The sequence below is a fragment of the Woeseia oceani genome, assembly GCF_001677435.1.
Taxonomy (GTDB): Bacteria; Pseudomonadota; Gammaproteobacteria; order Steroidobacterales; family Woeseiaceae; genus Woeseia; species Woeseia oceani.
The window spans coordinates 1,741,291-1,757,085 of record NZ_CP016268.1 but is presented as its reverse complement, the minus strand read 5'-3'; the positions used below and the strand labels follow the sequence as shown (position 1 = coordinate 1,757,085).

18 protein-coding genes are annotated in these 15,795 nt (G+C 58.5%); 1 reads left to right on the top strand and 17 read right to left on the bottom strand.

The genetic code is table 11. From position 1 onward, the window contains the following. Positions 1-7: 7 nt before the first annotated feature. The 13 genes from lepA to BA177_RS18345 all read right to left on the bottom strand — a co-directional run bounded on the left by lepA (position 8) and on the right by BA177_RS18345 (position 9,374). Positions 8-1,798: a translation elongation factor 4 gene (gene lepA, locus BA177_RS07780; RefSeq protein WP_068615078.1), complete on the bottom strand. Its 1,791-nt coding sequence runs from the start codon at positions 1,796-1,798 to the stop codon at positions 8-10. Between the two features lie 91 nt (positions 1,799-1,889). Continuing rightward, complete coding sequence (locus BA177_RS07775) at positions 1,890-2,153, bottom strand: glutaredoxin family protein (protein ID WP_068615075.1); 264 nt, start codon at positions 2,151-2,153, stop codon at positions 1,890-1,892. Further along, positions 2,150-2,596 carry a SoxR reducing system RseC family protein gene (locus BA177_RS07770; RefSeq protein WP_068615072.1) on the bottom strand — a complete coding sequence of 149 codons (447 nt, stop codon included), beginning with the start codon at positions 2,594-2,596 and terminating at the stop codon, positions 2,150-2,152. The genes BA177_RS07775 and BA177_RS07770 overlap by 4 nt, the downstream gene beginning before the upstream one ends. 69 nt (positions 2,597-2,665) lie before the next feature. Continuing rightward, positions 2,666-3,643: a MucB/RseB C-terminal domain-containing protein gene (locus tag BA177_RS07765; RefSeq protein ID WP_068615069.1), complete on the bottom strand. Its 978-nt coding sequence runs from the start codon at positions 3,641-3,643 to the stop codon at positions 2,666-2,668. Positions 3,644-3,648: 5 nt separating this feature from the next. Further along, positions 3,649-4,290, bottom strand: coding sequence for a sigma-E factor negative regulatory protein (locus BA177_RS07760; protein ID WP_068615067.1), 642 nt, complete (start codon positions 4,288-4,290; stop codon positions 3,649-3,651). Positions 4,291-4,299: 9 nt separating this feature from the next. Next, on the bottom strand, positions 4,300-4,875 hold the full coding sequence (gene rpoE / locus BA177_RS07755; RefSeq protein ID WP_068615064.1) for an RNA polymerase sigma factor RpoE: 576 nt from the start codon (positions 4,873-4,875) through the stop codon (positions 4,300-4,302). Positions 4,876-5,107: 232 nt separating this feature from the next. Then, positions 5,108-5,539 (bottom strand): hypothetical protein, encoded by a 432-nt coding sequence (locus BA177_RS07750; RefSeq protein ID WP_156762738.1) that lies wholly within the window; start codon positions 5,537-5,539, stop codon positions 5,108-5,110. After that, on the bottom strand, positions 5,502-5,759 hold the full coding sequence (locus BA177_RS07745; protein WP_068615058.1) for an FAD assembly factor SdhE: 258 nt from the start codon (positions 5,757-5,759) through the stop codon (positions 5,502-5,504). The genes BA177_RS07750 and BA177_RS07745 overlap by 38 nt, the downstream gene beginning before the upstream one ends. A gap of 8 nt (positions 5,760-5,767) precedes the next feature. Beyond that, positions 5,768-6,550 carry a succinate dehydrogenase iron-sulfur subunit gene (locus BA177_RS07740; RefSeq protein ID WP_068615055.1) on the bottom strand — a complete coding sequence of 261 codons (783 nt, stop codon included), beginning with the start codon at positions 6,548-6,550 and terminating at the stop codon, positions 5,768-5,770. A gap of 55 nt (positions 6,551-6,605) precedes the next feature. Then, positions 6,606-8,390, bottom strand: a complete 1,785-nt coding sequence (gene sdhA, locus BA177_RS07735) for a succinate dehydrogenase flavoprotein subunit (RefSeq protein WP_068615052.1) — start codon at positions 8,388-8,390, stop codon at positions 6,606-6,608. Beyond that, a complete protein-coding gene (sdhD, locus tag BA177_RS07730) occupies positions 8,387-8,776 on the bottom strand; it encodes a succinate dehydrogenase, hydrophobic membrane anchor protein (protein WP_068615050.1) in 390 nt (129 codons plus the stop codon). Before sdhD ends, sdhA begins: the two co-directional genes overlap by 4 nt. Continuing rightward, the gene (gene sdhC / locus BA177_RS07725) at positions 8,773-9,147 is read right to left on the bottom strand and encodes a succinate dehydrogenase, cytochrome b556 subunit (RefSeq protein ID WP_068615047.1); all 375 of its coding nucleotides are present in this window, start codon (positions 9,145-9,147) and stop codon (positions 8,773-8,775) included. Before sdhC ends, sdhD begins: the two co-directional genes overlap by 4 nt. 50 nt (positions 9,148-9,197) lie before the next feature. After that, positions 9,198-9,374 carry a DUF1674 domain-containing protein gene (locus BA177_RS18345; protein ID WP_197493383.1) on the bottom strand — a complete coding sequence of 59 codons (177 nt, stop codon included), beginning with the start codon at positions 9,372-9,374 and terminating at the stop codon, positions 9,198-9,200. 26 nt (positions 9,375-9,400) lie between these two features. Between BA177_RS18345 and ygfZ the strand changes: the two genes are divergently transcribed. After that, positions 9,401-10,336, top strand: coding sequence for a CAF17-like 4Fe-4S cluster assembly/insertion protein YgfZ (gene ygfZ / locus BA177_RS07720; RefSeq protein WP_068615044.1), 936 nt, complete (start codon positions 9,401-9,403; stop codon positions 10,334-10,336). Here ygfZ and lysS read toward each other — a convergent pair. The 4 genes from lysS to BA177_RS07700 form a co-directional block, all read right to left on the bottom strand. Then, a complete protein-coding gene (gene lysS / locus BA177_RS07715) occupies positions 10,315-11,811 on the bottom strand; it encodes a lysine--tRNA ligase (RefSeq protein ID WP_068615042.1) in 1,497 nt (498 codons plus the stop codon). The two genes, ygfZ and lysS, sit on opposite strands and share 22 nt — an antisense overlap. Beyond that, positions 11,812-12,907, bottom strand: a protein-coding gene (gene prfB / locus BA177_RS07710) for a peptide chain release factor 2 (protein WP_156762737.1) whose coding sequence is annotated in 2 segments (ribosomal slippage) — positions 11,812-12,834 and positions 12,836-12,907 — 1,095 coding nt in all. Because the reading frame shifts where the segments join, the coding sequence is not laid out codon by codon here. Between the two features lie 34 nt (positions 12,908-12,941). Beyond that, positions 12,942-14,675 (bottom strand): single-stranded-DNA-specific exonuclease RecJ, encoded by a 1,734-nt coding sequence (gene recJ, locus BA177_RS07705; RefSeq protein ID WP_082990289.1) that lies wholly within the window; start codon positions 14,673-14,675, stop codon positions 12,942-12,944. Further along, a complete protein-coding gene (locus tag BA177_RS07700; protein WP_068615036.1) occupies positions 14,672-15,643 on the bottom strand; it encodes a hypothetical protein in 972 nt (323 codons plus the stop codon). The genes recJ and BA177_RS07700 overlap by 4 nt, the downstream gene beginning before the upstream one ends. Positions 15,644-15,795 lie beyond the last annotated feature (152 nt).

The window sequence follows — 15,795 nt, the reverse complement described above, 5'->3', positions numbered from 1 at the left end:
CCACATCTCACTTATCTGTCCGCAATACAGCCAGAAACGCTTCCTGCGGAATTTCGACCGAACCGATCTGCTTCATACGGCGCTTACCGGCTTTTTGTTTTTCGAGCAGCTTCCGTTTACGCGATACATCACCACCGTAGCATTTGGCGGTGACGTTCTTACGCAGTGCCTTGACCGTGTTGCGCGCAATGATCTGTGATCCAATTGCCGCTTGAATCGCCACATCAAACATTTGCCGCGGGATCAGTTCTCGCATTTTGTCGACGAGTTCCCGGCCGCGCTGCGTTGAGGTCTCACGGTGCACAATAATCGACAACGCATCAACACGCTCCTTGTTGATGAGTATGTCGAGACGTACCAGTGACGCATTGTCAAAACGCACAAACTCGTAGTCAAAAGACGCGAAGCCGCGGCTGACCGACTTAAGCCGGTCAAAAAAGTCGAGAACCACTTCCGCCAGCGGGATTTCATACTCCAAAGAAACTTGCGCACCCAGATAGCGCATTTGCACCTGCACACCGCGCTTTTCTATACAGAGCTTGATGACCGGCCCCACGTACTTCTCCGGCACCAGTATGCTTGCCTTGATGATCGGCTCGCGCAGCTCCGTGATTTCATTCGACGGTGGCAATTTGGACGGATTGTCCACGAAAATGATCTCGCCATTGGTCTGCAAGACTTCGAATATGACCGTAGGCGCCGTTGTTATCAGGTCAAGATCGTACTCACGCTCCAGACGCTCCTGGACAATCTCCATGTGCAACATGCCAAGAAAGCCGCAGCGAAAACCAAATCCCAGTGCGGCCGAGGTTTCCGGTTCGAAATGCAATGCAGCGTCATTCAAACGCAGCTTCTGTAACGCCTCGCGGAACCCTTCATAGTCATCGGAGCTAATGGGGAACAAACCGGCAAAGACGCGCGGCTGCACCTGTTTGAAACCGGGTAACGGCTTTGCGCTGGGTCTCGCGGTCAGGGTCAGAGTATCGCCAACCGGTGCGCCGAATATGTCCTTGATCGCGGAAATGACGAAGCCCACTTCGCCAGTGAACAACTCGTTGCGATCCGTCATTTTCGGCGTGAACTTGCCAACCCGATCCGCGTTGTAACTGCGGCCGGTCGACATCACCGTGAACTTGGCGCCCTTCTTGAGGCTGCCGTTCATTACCCGCACCAGCGAAACAACACCGACGTAGTTGTCGAACCAGGAATCGATAATCAGCGCCTGCAGTGGCTCTTCCGGGTCGCCAACCGGCGGCGGGATGAATGCCACCAGTTGCTCCAGCAATTCCGCGACACCAAGGCCGGTCTTTGCGCTGACCCGGCATGCGTTTTGTGCTTCAACGCCGATGATGTCTTCTATCTCGTGAATCACACGGTCTGCGTCGGCGGCAGGAAGATCGATTTTGTTCAGCACTGGCAGAACTTCGAGCCCCATGTCGATGGCCGTAACGCAGTTGGCCACACTTTGCGCTTCAACACCCTGTGCTGCGTCGACCACCAGCAGCGCGCCCTCGCACGCGGCCAGAGAGCGGGAAACCTCGTAGGAAAAATCGACATGCCCTGGCGTATCGATGAAGTTGAGCTGGTACACCTCGCCGCTCGGAGACGTGTAGTCGAGAGAAACGCTTTGTGCCTTGATCGTGATACCGCGTTCACGCTCGATATCCATCGAGTCCAGCACCTGCTCCGACATCTCGCGGTCCTGCAGGCCGCCGCACATCTGGATAAAGCGATCGGCCAGCGTCGATTTGCCGTGGTCAATATGGGCGATAATGGAAAAGTTGCGAATGTGCTTCATGGGCGGGACAGTTTGGTACTCAGCAAGGTGCGCGCAGCGCCTGGGTCAGCCGCGCAGTATATACGTTTAGAGAATAATGCGACGGCAGGTTTCAAGCCGCGTTTCCGCGCAACGCTTGTGCAATCGCCGCCCGGTCCAGCTCGAACTGGCAGAGGAAACGACCCTCCAGCTCCACAACCGGCACCCGGAGACCGTACTCTTGCCGCCAGTCGTCGCGGGTATCCACGTCACGCACGTCCACTGTCGCTCGTCCACGAGCCAGCGCCAGCAATTCCTCGATCAGCACCTCGCACAAGTGGCAACCCGCACGACTGTAAACCTGGAATACGGCCGTAGTTTCTTCCCGCTGGCTCACGTGCTGGTCGGCCTATGGCCGCTGATCGAAGGCACCAGTTGACCGCTGCAGGGTTCGTTCACCAGCAATCGCCGCCCTACAGCAATGGCGAGGCCCAGACCCGCCAGCGAGGCCAATGCAAGCTGTGAGTCCGAGAGCGGCCCCCACAGCCAGTGCGCAACCACAGGGCCGAGCAGCATGGCGGCCAATGGCAGTCCGTAGGCCCAGATTGAGGCCTGCAACAAACGTTCGGGCTGTATGTCCAGCGTCACCTCGTCGCCAACGCACAGCCCCAGCCCTGCCGGCCGTGGCAACTCAAACGCTTTCGCTGCCGCTCGTCGGCCAAGGAGGCCCGCTCCGCAGCCCTTGCCTGCGGCACATCGAGCGCAGGCCAGTGGCGCATCGACAATGAGCGACACGCGATCGCCGTGAACAGCGGTGATTCTTGCTGTGGGTGTATGCATACGGAAGGTTTGCCTGCGACTGTACTTGTCGGCCCGTGTCTTCAGCCGTGAATACTACCGGATTTACCGCTATTTGCGGCGCATGGAACTCGCAATGCGCTGCACGGTTATCGCAGGAACTTCCCCCACGGCAGTAACCTGGTGGCCAGCCACGTGAGTGCTGTAAGAACTTGAGGCACCAACCTGGTAGCGTTCGGCGCTCTGGCCGTCCTGCTCGTCAGCAATGAATACAGAGACGGTGGCAAGACCATCGCTGTAGACAATGTGCGTTACAGGATTATCCAGACCGGGCATCTCCTCGGTCCGGGTTGACACCGCACGGAAACCGTTCGGCAAGTCGTCACTGTGCCAGTCAGTCTCGACGTCAACGACCTGCATGCGCGCAGGCTCCGTATACCAGGTGAAATTGTCGAGATTCAAAGACGGCGCCAGCGCCTGGTCACTGATGACCGAATCAAAGCGGATATCCGCAAATTTCAGCTGTTCGATAAGGGAGCCGTCACTGCCGACCAACTCAGTGCGCAGTGGAAACGCGGTTTCATAATCCAGCCACAGGCGATGCCCAAACCGCATGCCATCGTGCGGCCGAATGGCCAGCAGTATTGCGCGCCGACCGGCGACCCGCTCTTCACGAACCAGCGACAAATCGTATTCGCTGCCGAAGCGAAGCTCGCTGCTTGGTAACGTGGAAAAGAGCGTACTGCGGTCATTCCATTGTTCGATCAAGACCGATTTTTGATCCGGCAAAATACAATGCACTTCATTGCCGTTGCGAATGATTTCCAGGCCGTTGCCTTCCTGGGTGATCACTTTTTCGTTGACCACCCCGTTGGTGACCCGATGCACTACCTTGAGCGCTTCCGAGCGCCCGTTCTTACGCCGGATGACCGTGCCTTCGTAGTCAACCGTCGTAACAACAGACGACATTCGGTCCAGCCATTCATTCGGCGACGCTTTGCCACGCGCTTGCAAGGGCCCGGCCAGCACAAAAAACGTGACAAACGCACAAACTGCGTGAGCCGGCCTGGTCAAGCTGAATGGTTGCATGCTGCTTATTCGTCCCTTGCGGCCGGATCACGCTCGTCGTCTGCCGTATCGGCGGCAGGCTCCGTATCATTGTTCTGCGGAACGATTTCAACCAGTTCACCGCCGCGCAGCTCCAGTGTTACGAGGCGAGACAGAATGCCATTGGCACCCAGTTCACCGGACGTCGCACCGTGACTCAGGTAATACTGCATCAAGCGGTCACTGGGGCGATCCGCCAATACTTCGGCAACAGCCGGCTCCGTGTAGACCGGCAGGCTGTCCGTCGCAAGTGTGCTCGCTACCGACGCCGGGCCCTGTGCTTCGACGCCCGATTCAAACTGACCTACCCCGATCAACGCCAACATGGCAACCGACGCCGCGATGGCAACACCGGCTACCGAACGAACCCAGCGATTCTCGCTCCAGCTCGCCGCGACCGTCGCCAGTTCCGACTCCGCCTCAACCGCCTCGGCAATGCGTTGGCGCAATCCGTCAGCACCTGCTGCACTGCGTTCACCGCGCATCAGCCTGCCGATGGTCATGTACGCGTCGGCCTGTTCGCGCAATTTCGCGTCCTGTGCCAATCGGCGAATCAGCAGTTCAGCCTCAGTCGCTGGCAATTCGCCGTCGACAAATGCCGAAATTTGCATTTTCAGCGCGTCATTCATAAGTCACCGTTAGTCGATAAGGTTGTCGATTTTCTTACTGATGGCATCGCGGGCACGGAAAATTCGCGACCGGACCGTGCCCACCGGGCATTCCATGGCCTGGGCAATTTCTTCGTAACTCATTCCTTCGAGCTCGCGCAAAACAATAGCGGTTCGCAGGTCGTCCGGCAGCGCCGCAATCGCTCGCTCCACGGTCTGATTGAGCTCTTGACTCAACGTTACGCCCTCCGGCGTGTCCGTCTCCTTAAGCTTCGCGTGGAGGTCGTACTGTTCCGGGTCCTGCATGTCCAGTTCAACGTCCATCGGACGTCGACGCTGGGCCGCCAGATAATTCTTGGCCGTGTTCACGGCAATTCGGTACAGCCAGGTATAGAACGCACTGTCGCCACGAAACCGGGGCAACGCCCGATAGGCTTTAAGAAATGCCTCCTGGGTAATGTCCAGAGCCTGATCCGGGTCTCGCACATACCGCATCACCAGATTCACGATTTTGTGCTGGTATTTCAGCACCAGCAGATCGAATGCGCCTTTGTCACCCTTCTGGACTCGCTTGACCAGCTGGGCGTCGGTTACTTCAGTCGTCATGCAGGCAGGCCCCACTCCGCGAGTGGGCTCGCCAATCGACTTCGGGATAGACCGACCGCAGTCGGGAAAGTTCGCACAATGCCCAGTGTTCCATAGTCTTTTTGGTTTCGTTTTGTGATCTGGGTCGCAAGCAGGCAGGAGACCGGGCCTGCCCACGCTGCGAGCAGCTCGACCCACACCGTGACTTCCGCGGATAGTAGCAGTATTAGCCATGTGGCCAAAACCCGGGCATTCAACGACTGAAACGAAGCTGGGTCTGCAATCGACGCCAATCATCAGGGCGGCTATGCGTGGCACTCAGCAGGATGCCAGGCACCCGACAGGTCTCGTTGCCCACTCGCAACCAGGCATGCCGCGAGGTGATCCGACTGCCTGGCAACACCTGCAACAGCTGCCATAGTCCATTTTGGAATAAGCCATGCAGTTGCCCGTCAGCCGCGAAACGTAGCCGGAGCAGCAAGCGGGCGCTCCTGTGCCAGGTCCGGACTTCCGCAATCGAGTAAACCAGCCAGACAACGGCCCCACCCAGCCGAAACCCGGGCGCCAGTGGCAGCAGACCAATCAGGACTGTACCGAGCAGTAGCGCGGCCAGTCCGCCAGCCGCGACCCTGCGTTGCAATGCCGGGTCAGGCTTTAGAGTCACCTCGAATGAGTTTGACGACATTTGCCGTGTCCGGATCGCTGACCGAGACGCCCTGCAACAAATACCCCGCCAGTTGCGGATCCGGAAGCTCCAAAAGCGAGCAGAATCCGGCCTTTTGCGAGTCGCTGGCAGCATCGAAGTGCTCCTCGAGCCACGCGCTGAGAAGCACGTCCAACTCGCGCATGCCGCGCCGGCACTGCCAGCGCAACTGCGATTTGCTAGGGCTGTCGGCAGGGTTCATCGGCAGCCTCAGTGGCGGCGTTCCACCAGCATCTTCTTGGTCTCGGCAATCGCACGGGCCGGGTTAAGGCCTTTGGGACAGGCTTGCGAACAGTTCATGATTGTGTGGCAACGGTACAGTCGGAAAGGGTCTTCCAGGTCATCAAGCCGTTCGCCGGTGGCCTCGTCCCGGCTGTCCACCAGCCAACGGTAAGACGCCAGCAATGCAGCGGGGCCAAGGTAGCGATCGCTGTTCCACCAGTAGCTGGGGCAGCTGGTCGAACAACAGGCACAAAGTATGCACGCGGCAGGTTCGTCGATTTTTTCCTGATCGACCTTGCTCTGGAGCCGTTCGTGATCCGGTGGCGCTGGTGTCCGGGTCTGCAGCCAGGGTTTGACTGACGCGTATTGGGCATAAAAATTGGTCAGATCCGGTACCAGATCCTTCACCACTGGCATATGCGGCAATGGGTAAATCCGAATCTCGCCTTTGACGCTGTCCGCCGACTTGGTGCAAGCCAGGGTGTTGCTGCCATCGATGTTCATGGCGCAAGAGCCGCAAATACCTTCGCGGCAGGAACGGCGGAAGGTCAGTGTCGAATCGACTTCGTTTTTTATCTTGATGAGTGCATCGAGCACCATCGGCCCGCAATCCGACATGTCCAGCTCATAGGTGTCCATGCGCGGGTTCTCACCGCTGTCCGGATCATAGCGGTAGACCACAAATCTCTGCACATTGCTGGCCCCTTGGGGCGCCGGAAAATGCTTGCCCTTCTTGATCCGGGAATTTGCCGGTAAACGGAACTCCGCCACGTCGTGCTCCTGCGTTCAATAATAGTTTGAAAATGGTGGGTGTAGTACGCTCGTCTTAGTAAACGCGGGCCTTGGGCGGCACCGGCTCAACTTCGTCGGTCATCGTGTTCAAATGCACCGGCCGGTAATCAAGCGCGACTTTACCGCCCTCATCAACCCACGCCAGTGTGTGCTTCAACCAGTTCTCGTCGTCACGGTCCGGATAGTCTTCGCGTGCGTGCGCACCGCGACTTTCCTTCCTGTTGGCCGCGGACTCAATGGTCGCCGTTGCATTTTGCAGCAGGTTTTCCAGTTCCAGCGTTTCAATCAGGTCGGTATTCCAGATCAATGAACGATCGCTGACCCGAACTTCGTCGAACGCAGTATAGGTCTTGCGCAACGCCTCGACGCCCTCGCCCAGCGTTTCGCCAGTACGAAAAACGGCCGCATGATTCTGCATGACCTTTTGCATTTCAAGGCGAACGTCCGCTGTGCTGCGTTTGCCATCGGCATTCCGCAATTTGTCGATACGCGCGATGCTGTTCATGCCCGCATCGGCCGCCAATGGCTTGTGCCGCGCGTCCGGCTGCATCGTCTCGGCACAATGCTTGGCCGCAGCTCGACCGAAGACCACAAGATCCAGCAGTGAATTCGAACCCAGTCGGTTAGCACCGTGCACGGATACGCACGCCGCCTCGCCAACCGCCATCAGGCCCGGCACGACAGAATCGGGATCGCCATCGCGCAAGGTGACCACTTCGCCATTGTAATTGGCCGGTATACCGCCCATGTTGTAGTGCACGGTCGGCAATACCGGAATCGGTTCCCGGGTTACGTCCACTCCGGCGAAAATTCGCGCTGATTCGGCGATACCCGGCAGACGCTCATGGATCACTTCAGGCCCCAGGTGTTCCAGGTGCAAGTGAATGTGATCCTTCTCCGCGCCCACGCCGCGGCCTTCACGAATCTCTATCGTCATCGAGCGACTGACTACGTCGCGTGAGGCCAGATCTTTGGCGTTCGGTGCGTAGCGCTCCATGAAGCGTTCGCCATCCGAATTGGTCAGATAGCCACCTTCGCCGCGCACCCCTTCCGTAATCAGGCAGCCTGCGCCGTAAATTCCGGTTGGGTGGAACTGCACGAACTCCATGTCCTGCAAAGGCAAACCTGCGCGCAAAACCATGGCATTGCCATCGCCTGTACAGGTATGCGCCGAGGTGCAGGAAAAATACGAGCGACCGTAACCGCCGGTTGCCAGAATTACCTGGTGCGAACGAAACCGGTGCAGCTTGCCCGTGGCCATGTCGAGCGCAACCACGCCGCGGCAAGCGCCGTCTTCCATAATCAGGTCAATCGCGAAGTACTCAATAAAGAACTCCGCTTCATGCTTGAGTGACTGCTGATACAGCGTATGCAGCATCGCATGGCCCGTGCGGTCAGCAGCGGCACAAGTCCGTTGCGCCGTGCCCTCGCCAAACCGGGTGGTCATGCCACCGAACGGACGTTGATAGATACGGCCGTCTTCGGTACGCGAGAACGGCACGCCGTAATGTTCAAGTTCGATGACCGCGTCAGGCGCTTCTTTACACATGTATTCGATCGCGTCCTGGTCGCCGAGCCAGTCGGAACCCTTGACCGTGTCGTACATATGCCAGCGCCAGTCGTCTTCCCCCATGTTGCCAAGCGCGGCGCTAATGCCGCCCTGCGCCGCCACGGTGTGGCTGCGGGTTGGGAATACCTTAGTTACACAGGCTGTTTTGAAACCCGCTTCGGCAAGACCGAACGTTGCTCGCAGACCGGCACCACCTGCGCCAATGACGACGACATCGTAGCTATGGTCTATGAATTCGTAATCACTCATGCGGCACCGCCGAACGCAATCTTAAGTACAGCAAACAGAGCGGCTGCTACCGCCAGCAAATGAGCAAACTTGCAAAGTATCAATGAAACCACCTTGAGAAACGGTCCGTGTATGTAGTCCTCGATGACAACCTGAACACCGAGATTCGAGTGCCAGGCCAGGGCAACTGCCAGCAACAACAGCAAAATGCTGTTCATCGGCATGGCAACCCATTCGATCAGACCATCGCGGTCGATGGCGTCGAAACCTAACGACGCGGCGACAAACCAAAGACCCAGAAGCACGATACCGGCGGCTGAAACGCGTTGTGACCAGAAATGTTCTGTGCCGTCTTTCGCTGAACCGGCACCCAGCACTTTACCCAATGGAGAACGCAAACTGCTCATAGTGCCACCCAATAGCCAGCCGTCAGCACAACGGTCAGCAGCAAAACAAACCAGGCTGACGCGTTTGCGGTCTTTAGCTCAAAGCCATAACCCAGATCCCAGACCAGGTGGCGAATGCCGTTGGCAAGGTGGAAAAAGAACGCCGCGCTCCAGCCGATCAGCATTACCCGACCCGGAATCGAGCCTGCAAAGCTCACGACTTCCTGGTAGGCAGCGTCTCCGCTCGAGGCTGCGACCAGCCACCAGGCAAACATCAAGAGACCGATCGACAAGGCAATGCCACTGACCCTGTGCAGGATCGACAATGTCATGGTGATGGGCCAGCGATAAATCGACAGATGTGGCGACAACGGTCGCCCGGGATTGCTCATGTCCGGGGAGTTTCCTATTCAGTCTTGTTGTACGGGGTATTCGGCGATCATCAGAAGTCTATGCAGCGCCCAGCCTTTTCCCAGTCGCCGTACCGGGTCGGATCCAAACCGTCACGACCGCCGATCTCGACCGGTGCCGGCTTGCTGTGATCGTCGGTCGGAGTATCATCGGCGTTCGCGGCATCGCGGCTTACGGTTTCGTTGGACTTTTCTACGGGGCTGTTCATCCGGGAATTATGCCATACGAAATTCAATGGCGCAGTTAGTGAGTGACATCTATTTGCTCGCCCGGGCAATGGCTGCATGCGCTCGCCTTCATCGACGGACCGGTATGTACACACAAATTCTTGCCTCTGGCGATGACGCCATCGGCTTTTTGCAGGGCCAACTCACCCAGGACCTCAACGACCTGAGCGCGGAATTTTCGCCGCTGGCTGCCTGGTGCAACCCTAAAGGGCGGGTGGTCGCAGTGCTGCGCTTGCTGGCGCTGGAAAATGGCGTGGGTCTCATTCTGCCGGATGCGCTCGCGGAACCCGTGATCACGGGCCTGCTCCGCTATCGGCTGCGTGCACAAGTCGAATTGTTACCGGCCGGCGCGCAATGGCGCGCCTATGCACTGTCTGCCGGGCAAGATCTGGCGGCGCTGGAATCCATGGGGTTGTTACCGGAACCTGCCGCAAATGCCAGTCGCCGACGCGCTGGAATTACCGCGGTCAGTCTTGATACACAGCGGTCCGTCGTCGAACTGTATGCTGACGTAGCGGCACTCGACACTGCCAGGCTGAAATTTGCCGCGCCGTTGTCAGCCGGGTCATGGGCGGCAGCACGAATTCAGGCCGGCATCACGGATATCGACGACACCACCACAGAACAATACACGCCGCATATGTTGAATCTCGACAGACTCGGCGCCATCAGTTTTTTCAAGGGCTGTTATCCCGGTCAGGAAATCGTTGCCCGCACCGAGCATCTCGGCTCGGTAAAACGGAGCGTCGCCCGCTACCGCGCTCACGGAACGCCGGTAGCAAGTGGCGAGCCGGTCCAGTTTGCCGGCGTGGAATCGGGCGTCGTTGTCGCCAGTGCCGGCAGCTGGTTGCTTGCCATGGTCCCAACCGAACTGCATGACAAGACCCTCAGTTGTGCCGGCCAGGAAATTACGCCGCCCGATCAGACCTCAGGCCGCATATAGGGAAACAGCAAGACATCCCTGATCGACGGTGAATCCGTCAGCAGCATGACCAGTCGGTCGATGCCCAATCCGAGGCCGGCAGTTGGTGGCAAACCAAACTCCAGCGCACGAATATAGTCGGCATCATACGCCATGGCTTCATCATCGCCGGCCGCTTGATTCGCGACCTGTTCCTGGAAGCGTTCTGCCTGGTCTTCCGAGTCATTGAGTTCGGAAAAGCCATTGGCCAGCTCCCGCCCGCCGACAAAAAACTCGAATCGATCAACAATAAACGGATCGTCATCGTTGCGGCGCGACAATGGCGATACTTCGGTTGGATAGGCAGTGACAAACGTCGGCTCGTGTAATTTCGCTTCGGCCGTCTTTTCGAAAATTTCGATCTGCAGCTTGCCGCAACCGTAGTTGTCCTGCACCGGTATGCCCAGTAACTTGCAGTGTTCAACCAGATAGTCACGGTCACGCAAGCGCGATGCGTCCAGTCCCTGGTTGTATTTGAGGATTGCTTCTTCGACGGTCAGCCGTGCGAACGGTTTGCCGAGCTCGAAGGTACTCCCCTGGTACTGCACTTTTGTCGTTCCCAGAACACTCTGCGTCATGCCTTTCAGCAAGGCTTCGATCAGGTCGATCAGATCGCGGTAGTCCGCATACGCCCGATACAACTCGAGCATCGTGAATTCAGGATTATGCCGAGTCGATACGCCTTCATTGCGGAAGTTGCGGTTGATTTCGTAGACGCGCTCAAAACCGCCGACAACGAGTCGCTTGAGATTCAGTTCCGGCGCTACGCGCAGGAACAAGTCCATATCGAGCGCGTTGTGGTGTGTCTTGAATGGCCGGGCATTCGCACCACTGGCAATCGACTGCATCATCGGCGTTTCGACTTCCAGGTAATCCTGTGAATCGAGAAAGGCCCGTATATACGCAACGATTCGCGTGCGCATGTGGAAAACACGACGGCTATCGTCGTTCATGATCAGATCCACGTAGCGCTGCCGGTAGCGAGTCTCCGCATCGGCGAGTCCGTGGTACTTCTCGGGCAAAGGGCGCAAAGACTTCGTCAGCAAACGCACTTCGTCGGCTCGCACGGTTAACTCGCCCGTGTTGGTCTTAAACAGCTTGCCACGTGCGCCAACGATATCGCCGACATCCCACTTTTTGAAATCCTGATAGACGCCGTCCGCGAGACGATCACGTTCAAGTCGTACCTGTATCTGCCCACTTCGGTCCTGCAGCTTGACGAAACTGGCTTTGCCCATCACGCGTTTCGCCATCATGCGGCCTGCGACACGCACCTCTATCTGTTCCGACTCCAGGTGCTCACCGTCCTGCTCGCCGTAAGTCAGGTGAAGTTCATCCGCAAGCGCATTGCGTCTGAAATCGTTTGGAAACGCGTTTCCGGTTTCGCGTAGCGCAGTCAGCTTGCGCCGGCGTTCGGCGATCAGCGAGTTCTCGTCTTTGTCATTGTTGTTGGACACTTATAATCCCTGTTTCAGGCTGGCCTCGATGAAATCGTCAAGCCCGCCATCCAGTACAGCTTGAGTATTGCCGGTTTCAACGCCGGTACGTAAATCCTTTATGCGACTTTGGTCCAGCACATACGAACGGATCTGACTGCCCCAGCCGACATCGGCTTTGCTGTCTTCGACCAGTGCCGCCTGCGCGCGTCGGTTCTGCATCTCGAGTTCGTATAACTTGGCTTTGAGTTGCTTCATGGCGGTCGCTTTGTTCTTGTGCTGCGACCGGTCATTCTGGCACTGCACGACGGTATTCGTCGGCAAGTGGGTAATACGCACAGCCGACTCCGTTCTGTTCACGTGCTGACCGCCAGCACCGGACGCCCGGTAAACGTCAATGCGCAAATCCGACGGGTCTACGTCGATATCAATATCGTCATCGACTTCCGGTGATACGAATACGGAAGCGAAGGACGTGTGCCGACGGTTACCCGAATCGAAGGGCGACTTGCGCACCAGTCGGTGCACACCGGTCTCGGTACGCAGCCAGCCATAAGCGTACTCGCCGTCGATCCGGATAGTCGCGCTCTTGATGCCAGCAACTTCGCCGGCAGACGCTTCTATTAACTCGGCTTTGAAGTCGTGCATCTCCGCCCAGCGCAAATACATGCGCAACAGCATCTCCGACCAGTCCTGCGCTTCCGTACCGCCGGCCCCGGACTGAATGTCGACGAAGGCACTGGCACCGTCCATCTCACCACTGAACATGCGCCGGAATTCAAGCGCGGCGATGCGGGTCTCGTAATTGTCGAGATCGCTTTCCAGCTCTGTCGCCGTGCCCATGTCATTCTCAGCGACAGCCATGTCCAGAAGCTCATCGGCATCTGCCAGACTGCGCTGCAATTCGTCCAGCGTTACAACGATATCTTCGAGCGATGCACGTTCTTGCCCCAATGCCTGAGCACGTTCCGGCTTGTCCCAGACGTTGGGTTGTTCCAGTTCTCGCTGAACTTCGGTCAGCCGTTCCGCTTTATTATCGTAGTCAAAGGTACCCCCTTAACGCCTCGTTGCGTTCGGTAAGGTCGGTAATTCTTGCTCGGATCTGACTGATTTCCATTGGGAATGCGCGGGTGGCCAAAAAACGCGGCATATTAACATGCCGAGGGGCGAGGTACAGGACTGCGAATAGAGACGATCTGCTCAACAATCAGTTGCGGCGATTCAATGCCCCGGTACTCGTTAACGTCCAGCCTGAAGACCAGTTGCACCGTCCCGCGCAATCCTTGTTCCGCCTGATTGAAGGCAATAGCATCGATCAGCGGACCGCCCGTCTCCGGCTCTACCCGCAGCTTCAAGTGGCGCTCGCCGACGACCCTTTGCTCACGCACGCGAAACTCGCCACGAAACAGCGGCTCCGGAAAACCGGCACCCCACGGGCCCGCACCGCGCAGTGTTTGCGCAAATTTCAGCGTCAGTGCCGTCGCCGGCAACATGCCATCAGTCGCGATTGCGCCACTGAAATCCGCTTCAGGGTACAAACGGGTTAGTTGCCGCGATGCCGCTTTGCGGAACTCATCCAGGTGTTGCTCTTGCAGTGACAGCCCCGCCGCCATCGCGTGACCACCAAACTTGCCGATCAAGCCCGGGTGCGCCGTCGATACGGCCTCAAGCAGATCGCGAATATGCACACCCGGTACTGAACGAGCTGAACCTTTCAGCTCACCAGGCTGCTCACGGGCGAAGGCAATCACTGGCCGGTGGCACCGTTCACGGACCCGCGCGGCGACCAGGCCGACCACTCCCTGATGCCAGTGCGGGTCGTAAACGCAAACGCAGGGTGGCAAATGCCGGGCGTCCATCGCATCGACATACTCGAATGCCTGATCACGCATCGTCGCCTCTATCTCGCGGCGTTCGCGATTGATCTCATCAAGATTGGCGGCCAACGAATGGGCATGCGCCAGGTCGTCGCTCAGCAGGCATTCGATACCGACAGACATATCCTCGAGGCGACCTGCGGCATTGAGTCGGGGTCCCACAGCAAAGCCGAGGTCCGTGCTGACCACGCGGCCGTGCACGCGTCCCGCGATTTCCAGCAACGCCTTGATACCCGGCACGCAGCGACCAGCGCGAATGCGCTGCAGCCCTTGCTGCACAAGGATACGGTTATTGCGGTCGAGACGGACCACATCGGCAACCGTACCGAGCGCAACCAGATCGAGGAACTGCGCCGGGATCTTCGCGGCACCGTCTTTGCCGTCCGCCTGCAGACGCCGGCCCAGCGCCGCCATCAGGTAAAACGCCACACCGACCCCAGCAAGATTCGGACTGGCAAAGTCGCAGCCCGCCAGGTTCGGATTCACCATCGCCGCGGCCGCGGGCAATTCGGGACCCGGCAAATGGTGGTCCGTCACCAGAACCTGCATACCGAGTGCATTGGCAGCCGCGACCCCTTCAATACTGGAAACACCGTTATCGACCGTCAGCAGCAAGTCCGGTTTGCGTTCGCTCGATACAGCCACAATCTCCGGCGTCAGGCCGTAGCCAAACGCAAACCGATTCGGCACCAGGTAGTCGACAGCGGCGAAGCCGAAACCGCGCAGGCAGCGCACAACCAATGCCGTACTGGTCGCACCGTCGGCGTCAAAATCGCCGATGACCATGATCCGGCTGTCACGGTGTTGCACCAGCAAATCCACAGCCCGGTCGATGCCATCCAGCGAACCGACAGGTGCAAGGTGTTGTAAACCGTAGTCCAGATCGCTCACGCTTTTTATGCCACGGGCCGCATAGACACGAGCCAAAACCGCGTCGATGCCACTGAGGGCTCGTATCGCTTCCGCACCGGGCGTTCTGTCCCGTAATGGCCGCGATCCTGCCGTCATGACGCACCCGTAGCCGGCAATGCCGGCGAACGGCGCCAAAACCGGTAGCGGTCACTATGCCGAATGTGCAGCACAATGCCGTCCGCAAACAAGATGGCGATAGCCGGCAACCGACCGGCCGCCTGCAAGTCCCGCAGTTCCCGTAGCGCAGCAGCAACGCTCTCCAGGGAATCACCAGCAGCGGGCGGAGGAACCACCGCCACGAAGCGGCCAGCACCAGCGCTTGCACATTGGCTGACAGAACCGGGCCAGTCGCTGACCGCCGCTTCCGAATACGACCAATAGCCGCGCAACAAAGGTTCGCTCGCGTACAACGCCGGCAAATTGCGGCGCACGCAACCGTCAACCGTACCACCGCCCCATAGCCACAGACTGTTCAGCGGTGGCTGACCGTCTTGTTCACGTTGCAAATTGCTGCTGTGGTCGTGCAACGCCAACTGTAGCTCGCCGCTCAGTTGCAAATAGCGCTTGGCCGATGCACCACTCGGCAAATAAGGATCCGGCCGGCCACCGCTAATCGCATCAGCAGGCAATGGCGATGTGGCAAATTGCTGTGCCGAATGCAGGTATCCCATGCTACCGATGGCTTCGAGCCTTGACTGATCATCATCGAACATCGCCTCCTGCAGGTCAGCGAACAAGTCGCGCAGCATTTGTCCACCCAGATCGTGCGCAGCGGGCGCGTGCAGATAGAGCTTGTCGAGGCCCGCTTGCAGCCAAACCGGATCCGCACCCGCGAGCCAGCCGGACGGACACCTGCCCGTCTGCCCCCAGTACCGCAACGCGGCAAGGCCTGCGTCGGGTACCGCTAACGCGAGCTCGGTGAGTACGCTGTGCAGCAAGCTACCGTCAGCCGACGGATGGCGCGCCACCGCACGGGCAAGCCAGCAACCGCAACCTGCGTCCGTCATCGCGAACGATACTGAGCAGGGCAAGGCAACGATAGCGTCGGCACGGGTTGTGGCCATAGCAGGGGTTCCAACCCGTTTGCACGGGCAGTCTCTTTCCGTCCTGAAGTGATACCGTCCGACTTTGAACAGTCGGCCGGGGTTTGTATGATGTCCCGCCCGGTCAAGTCGGGCGGGACAATGGTAACCGCGCGCGACGTTCAGCGCACCCG

Excerpts from the sequence above, each read along its gene's own strand:
- BA177_RS07760 (WP_068615067.1), bottom strand. The coding sequence starts at position 4,290 with ATGAATGACGCGCTGAAAATGCAAATTTCGGCATTTGTCGACGGCGAA.
- ygfZ (WP_068615044.1), top strand. The coding sequence starts at position 9,401 with ATGGCGCAGTTAGTGAGTGACATCTATTTGCTCGCCCGGGCAATGGCT.
- BA177_RS07770 (WP_068615072.1), bottom strand. The coding sequence starts at position 2,596 with ATGCATACACCCACAGCAAGAATCACCGCTGTTCACGGCGATCGCGTG.
- BA177_RS07750 (WP_156762738.1), bottom strand. The coding sequence starts at position 5,539 with ATGTCGTCAAACTCATTCGAGGTGACTCTAAAGCCTGACCCGGCATTG.
- recJ (WP_082990289.1), bottom strand. The coding sequence starts at position 14,675 with ATGACGGCAGGATCGCGGCCATTACGGGACAGAACGCCCGGTGCGGAA.
- BA177_RS07765 (WP_068615069.1), bottom strand. The coding sequence starts at position 3,643 with ATGCAACCATTCAGCTTGACCAGGCCGGCTCACGCAGTTTGTGCGTTT.
- BA177_RS07700 (WP_068615036.1), bottom strand. The coding sequence starts at position 15,643 with ATGGCCACAACCCGTGCCGACGCTATCGTTGCCTTGCCCTGCTCAGTA.
- sdhD (WP_068615050.1), bottom strand. The coding sequence starts at position 8,776 with ATGAGCAGTTTGCGTTCTCCATTGGGTAAAGTGCTGGGTGCCGGTTCA.
- sdhA (WP_068615052.1), bottom strand. The coding sequence starts at position 8,390 with ATGAGTGATTACGAATTCATAGACCATAGCTACGATGTCGTCGTCATT.
- rpoE (WP_068615064.1), bottom strand. The coding sequence starts at position 4,875 with ATGACGACTGAAGTAACCGACGCCCAGCTGGTCAAGCGAGTCCAGAAG.
- BA177_RS18345 (WP_197493383.1), bottom strand. The coding sequence starts at position 9,374 with ATGAACAGCCCCGTAGAAAAGTCCAACGAAACCGTAAGCCGCGATGCC.
- BA177_RS07745 (WP_068615058.1), bottom strand. The coding sequence starts at position 5,759 with ATGAACCCTGCCGACAGCCCTAGCAAATCGCAGTTGCGCTGGCAGTGC.
- lepA (WP_068615078.1), bottom strand. The coding sequence starts at position 1,798 with ATGAAGCACATTCGCAACTTTTCCATTATCGCCCATATTGACCACGGC.
- sdhC (WP_068615047.1), bottom strand. The coding sequence starts at position 9,147 with ATGAGCAATCCCGGGCGACCGTTGTCGCCACATCTGTCGATTTATCGC.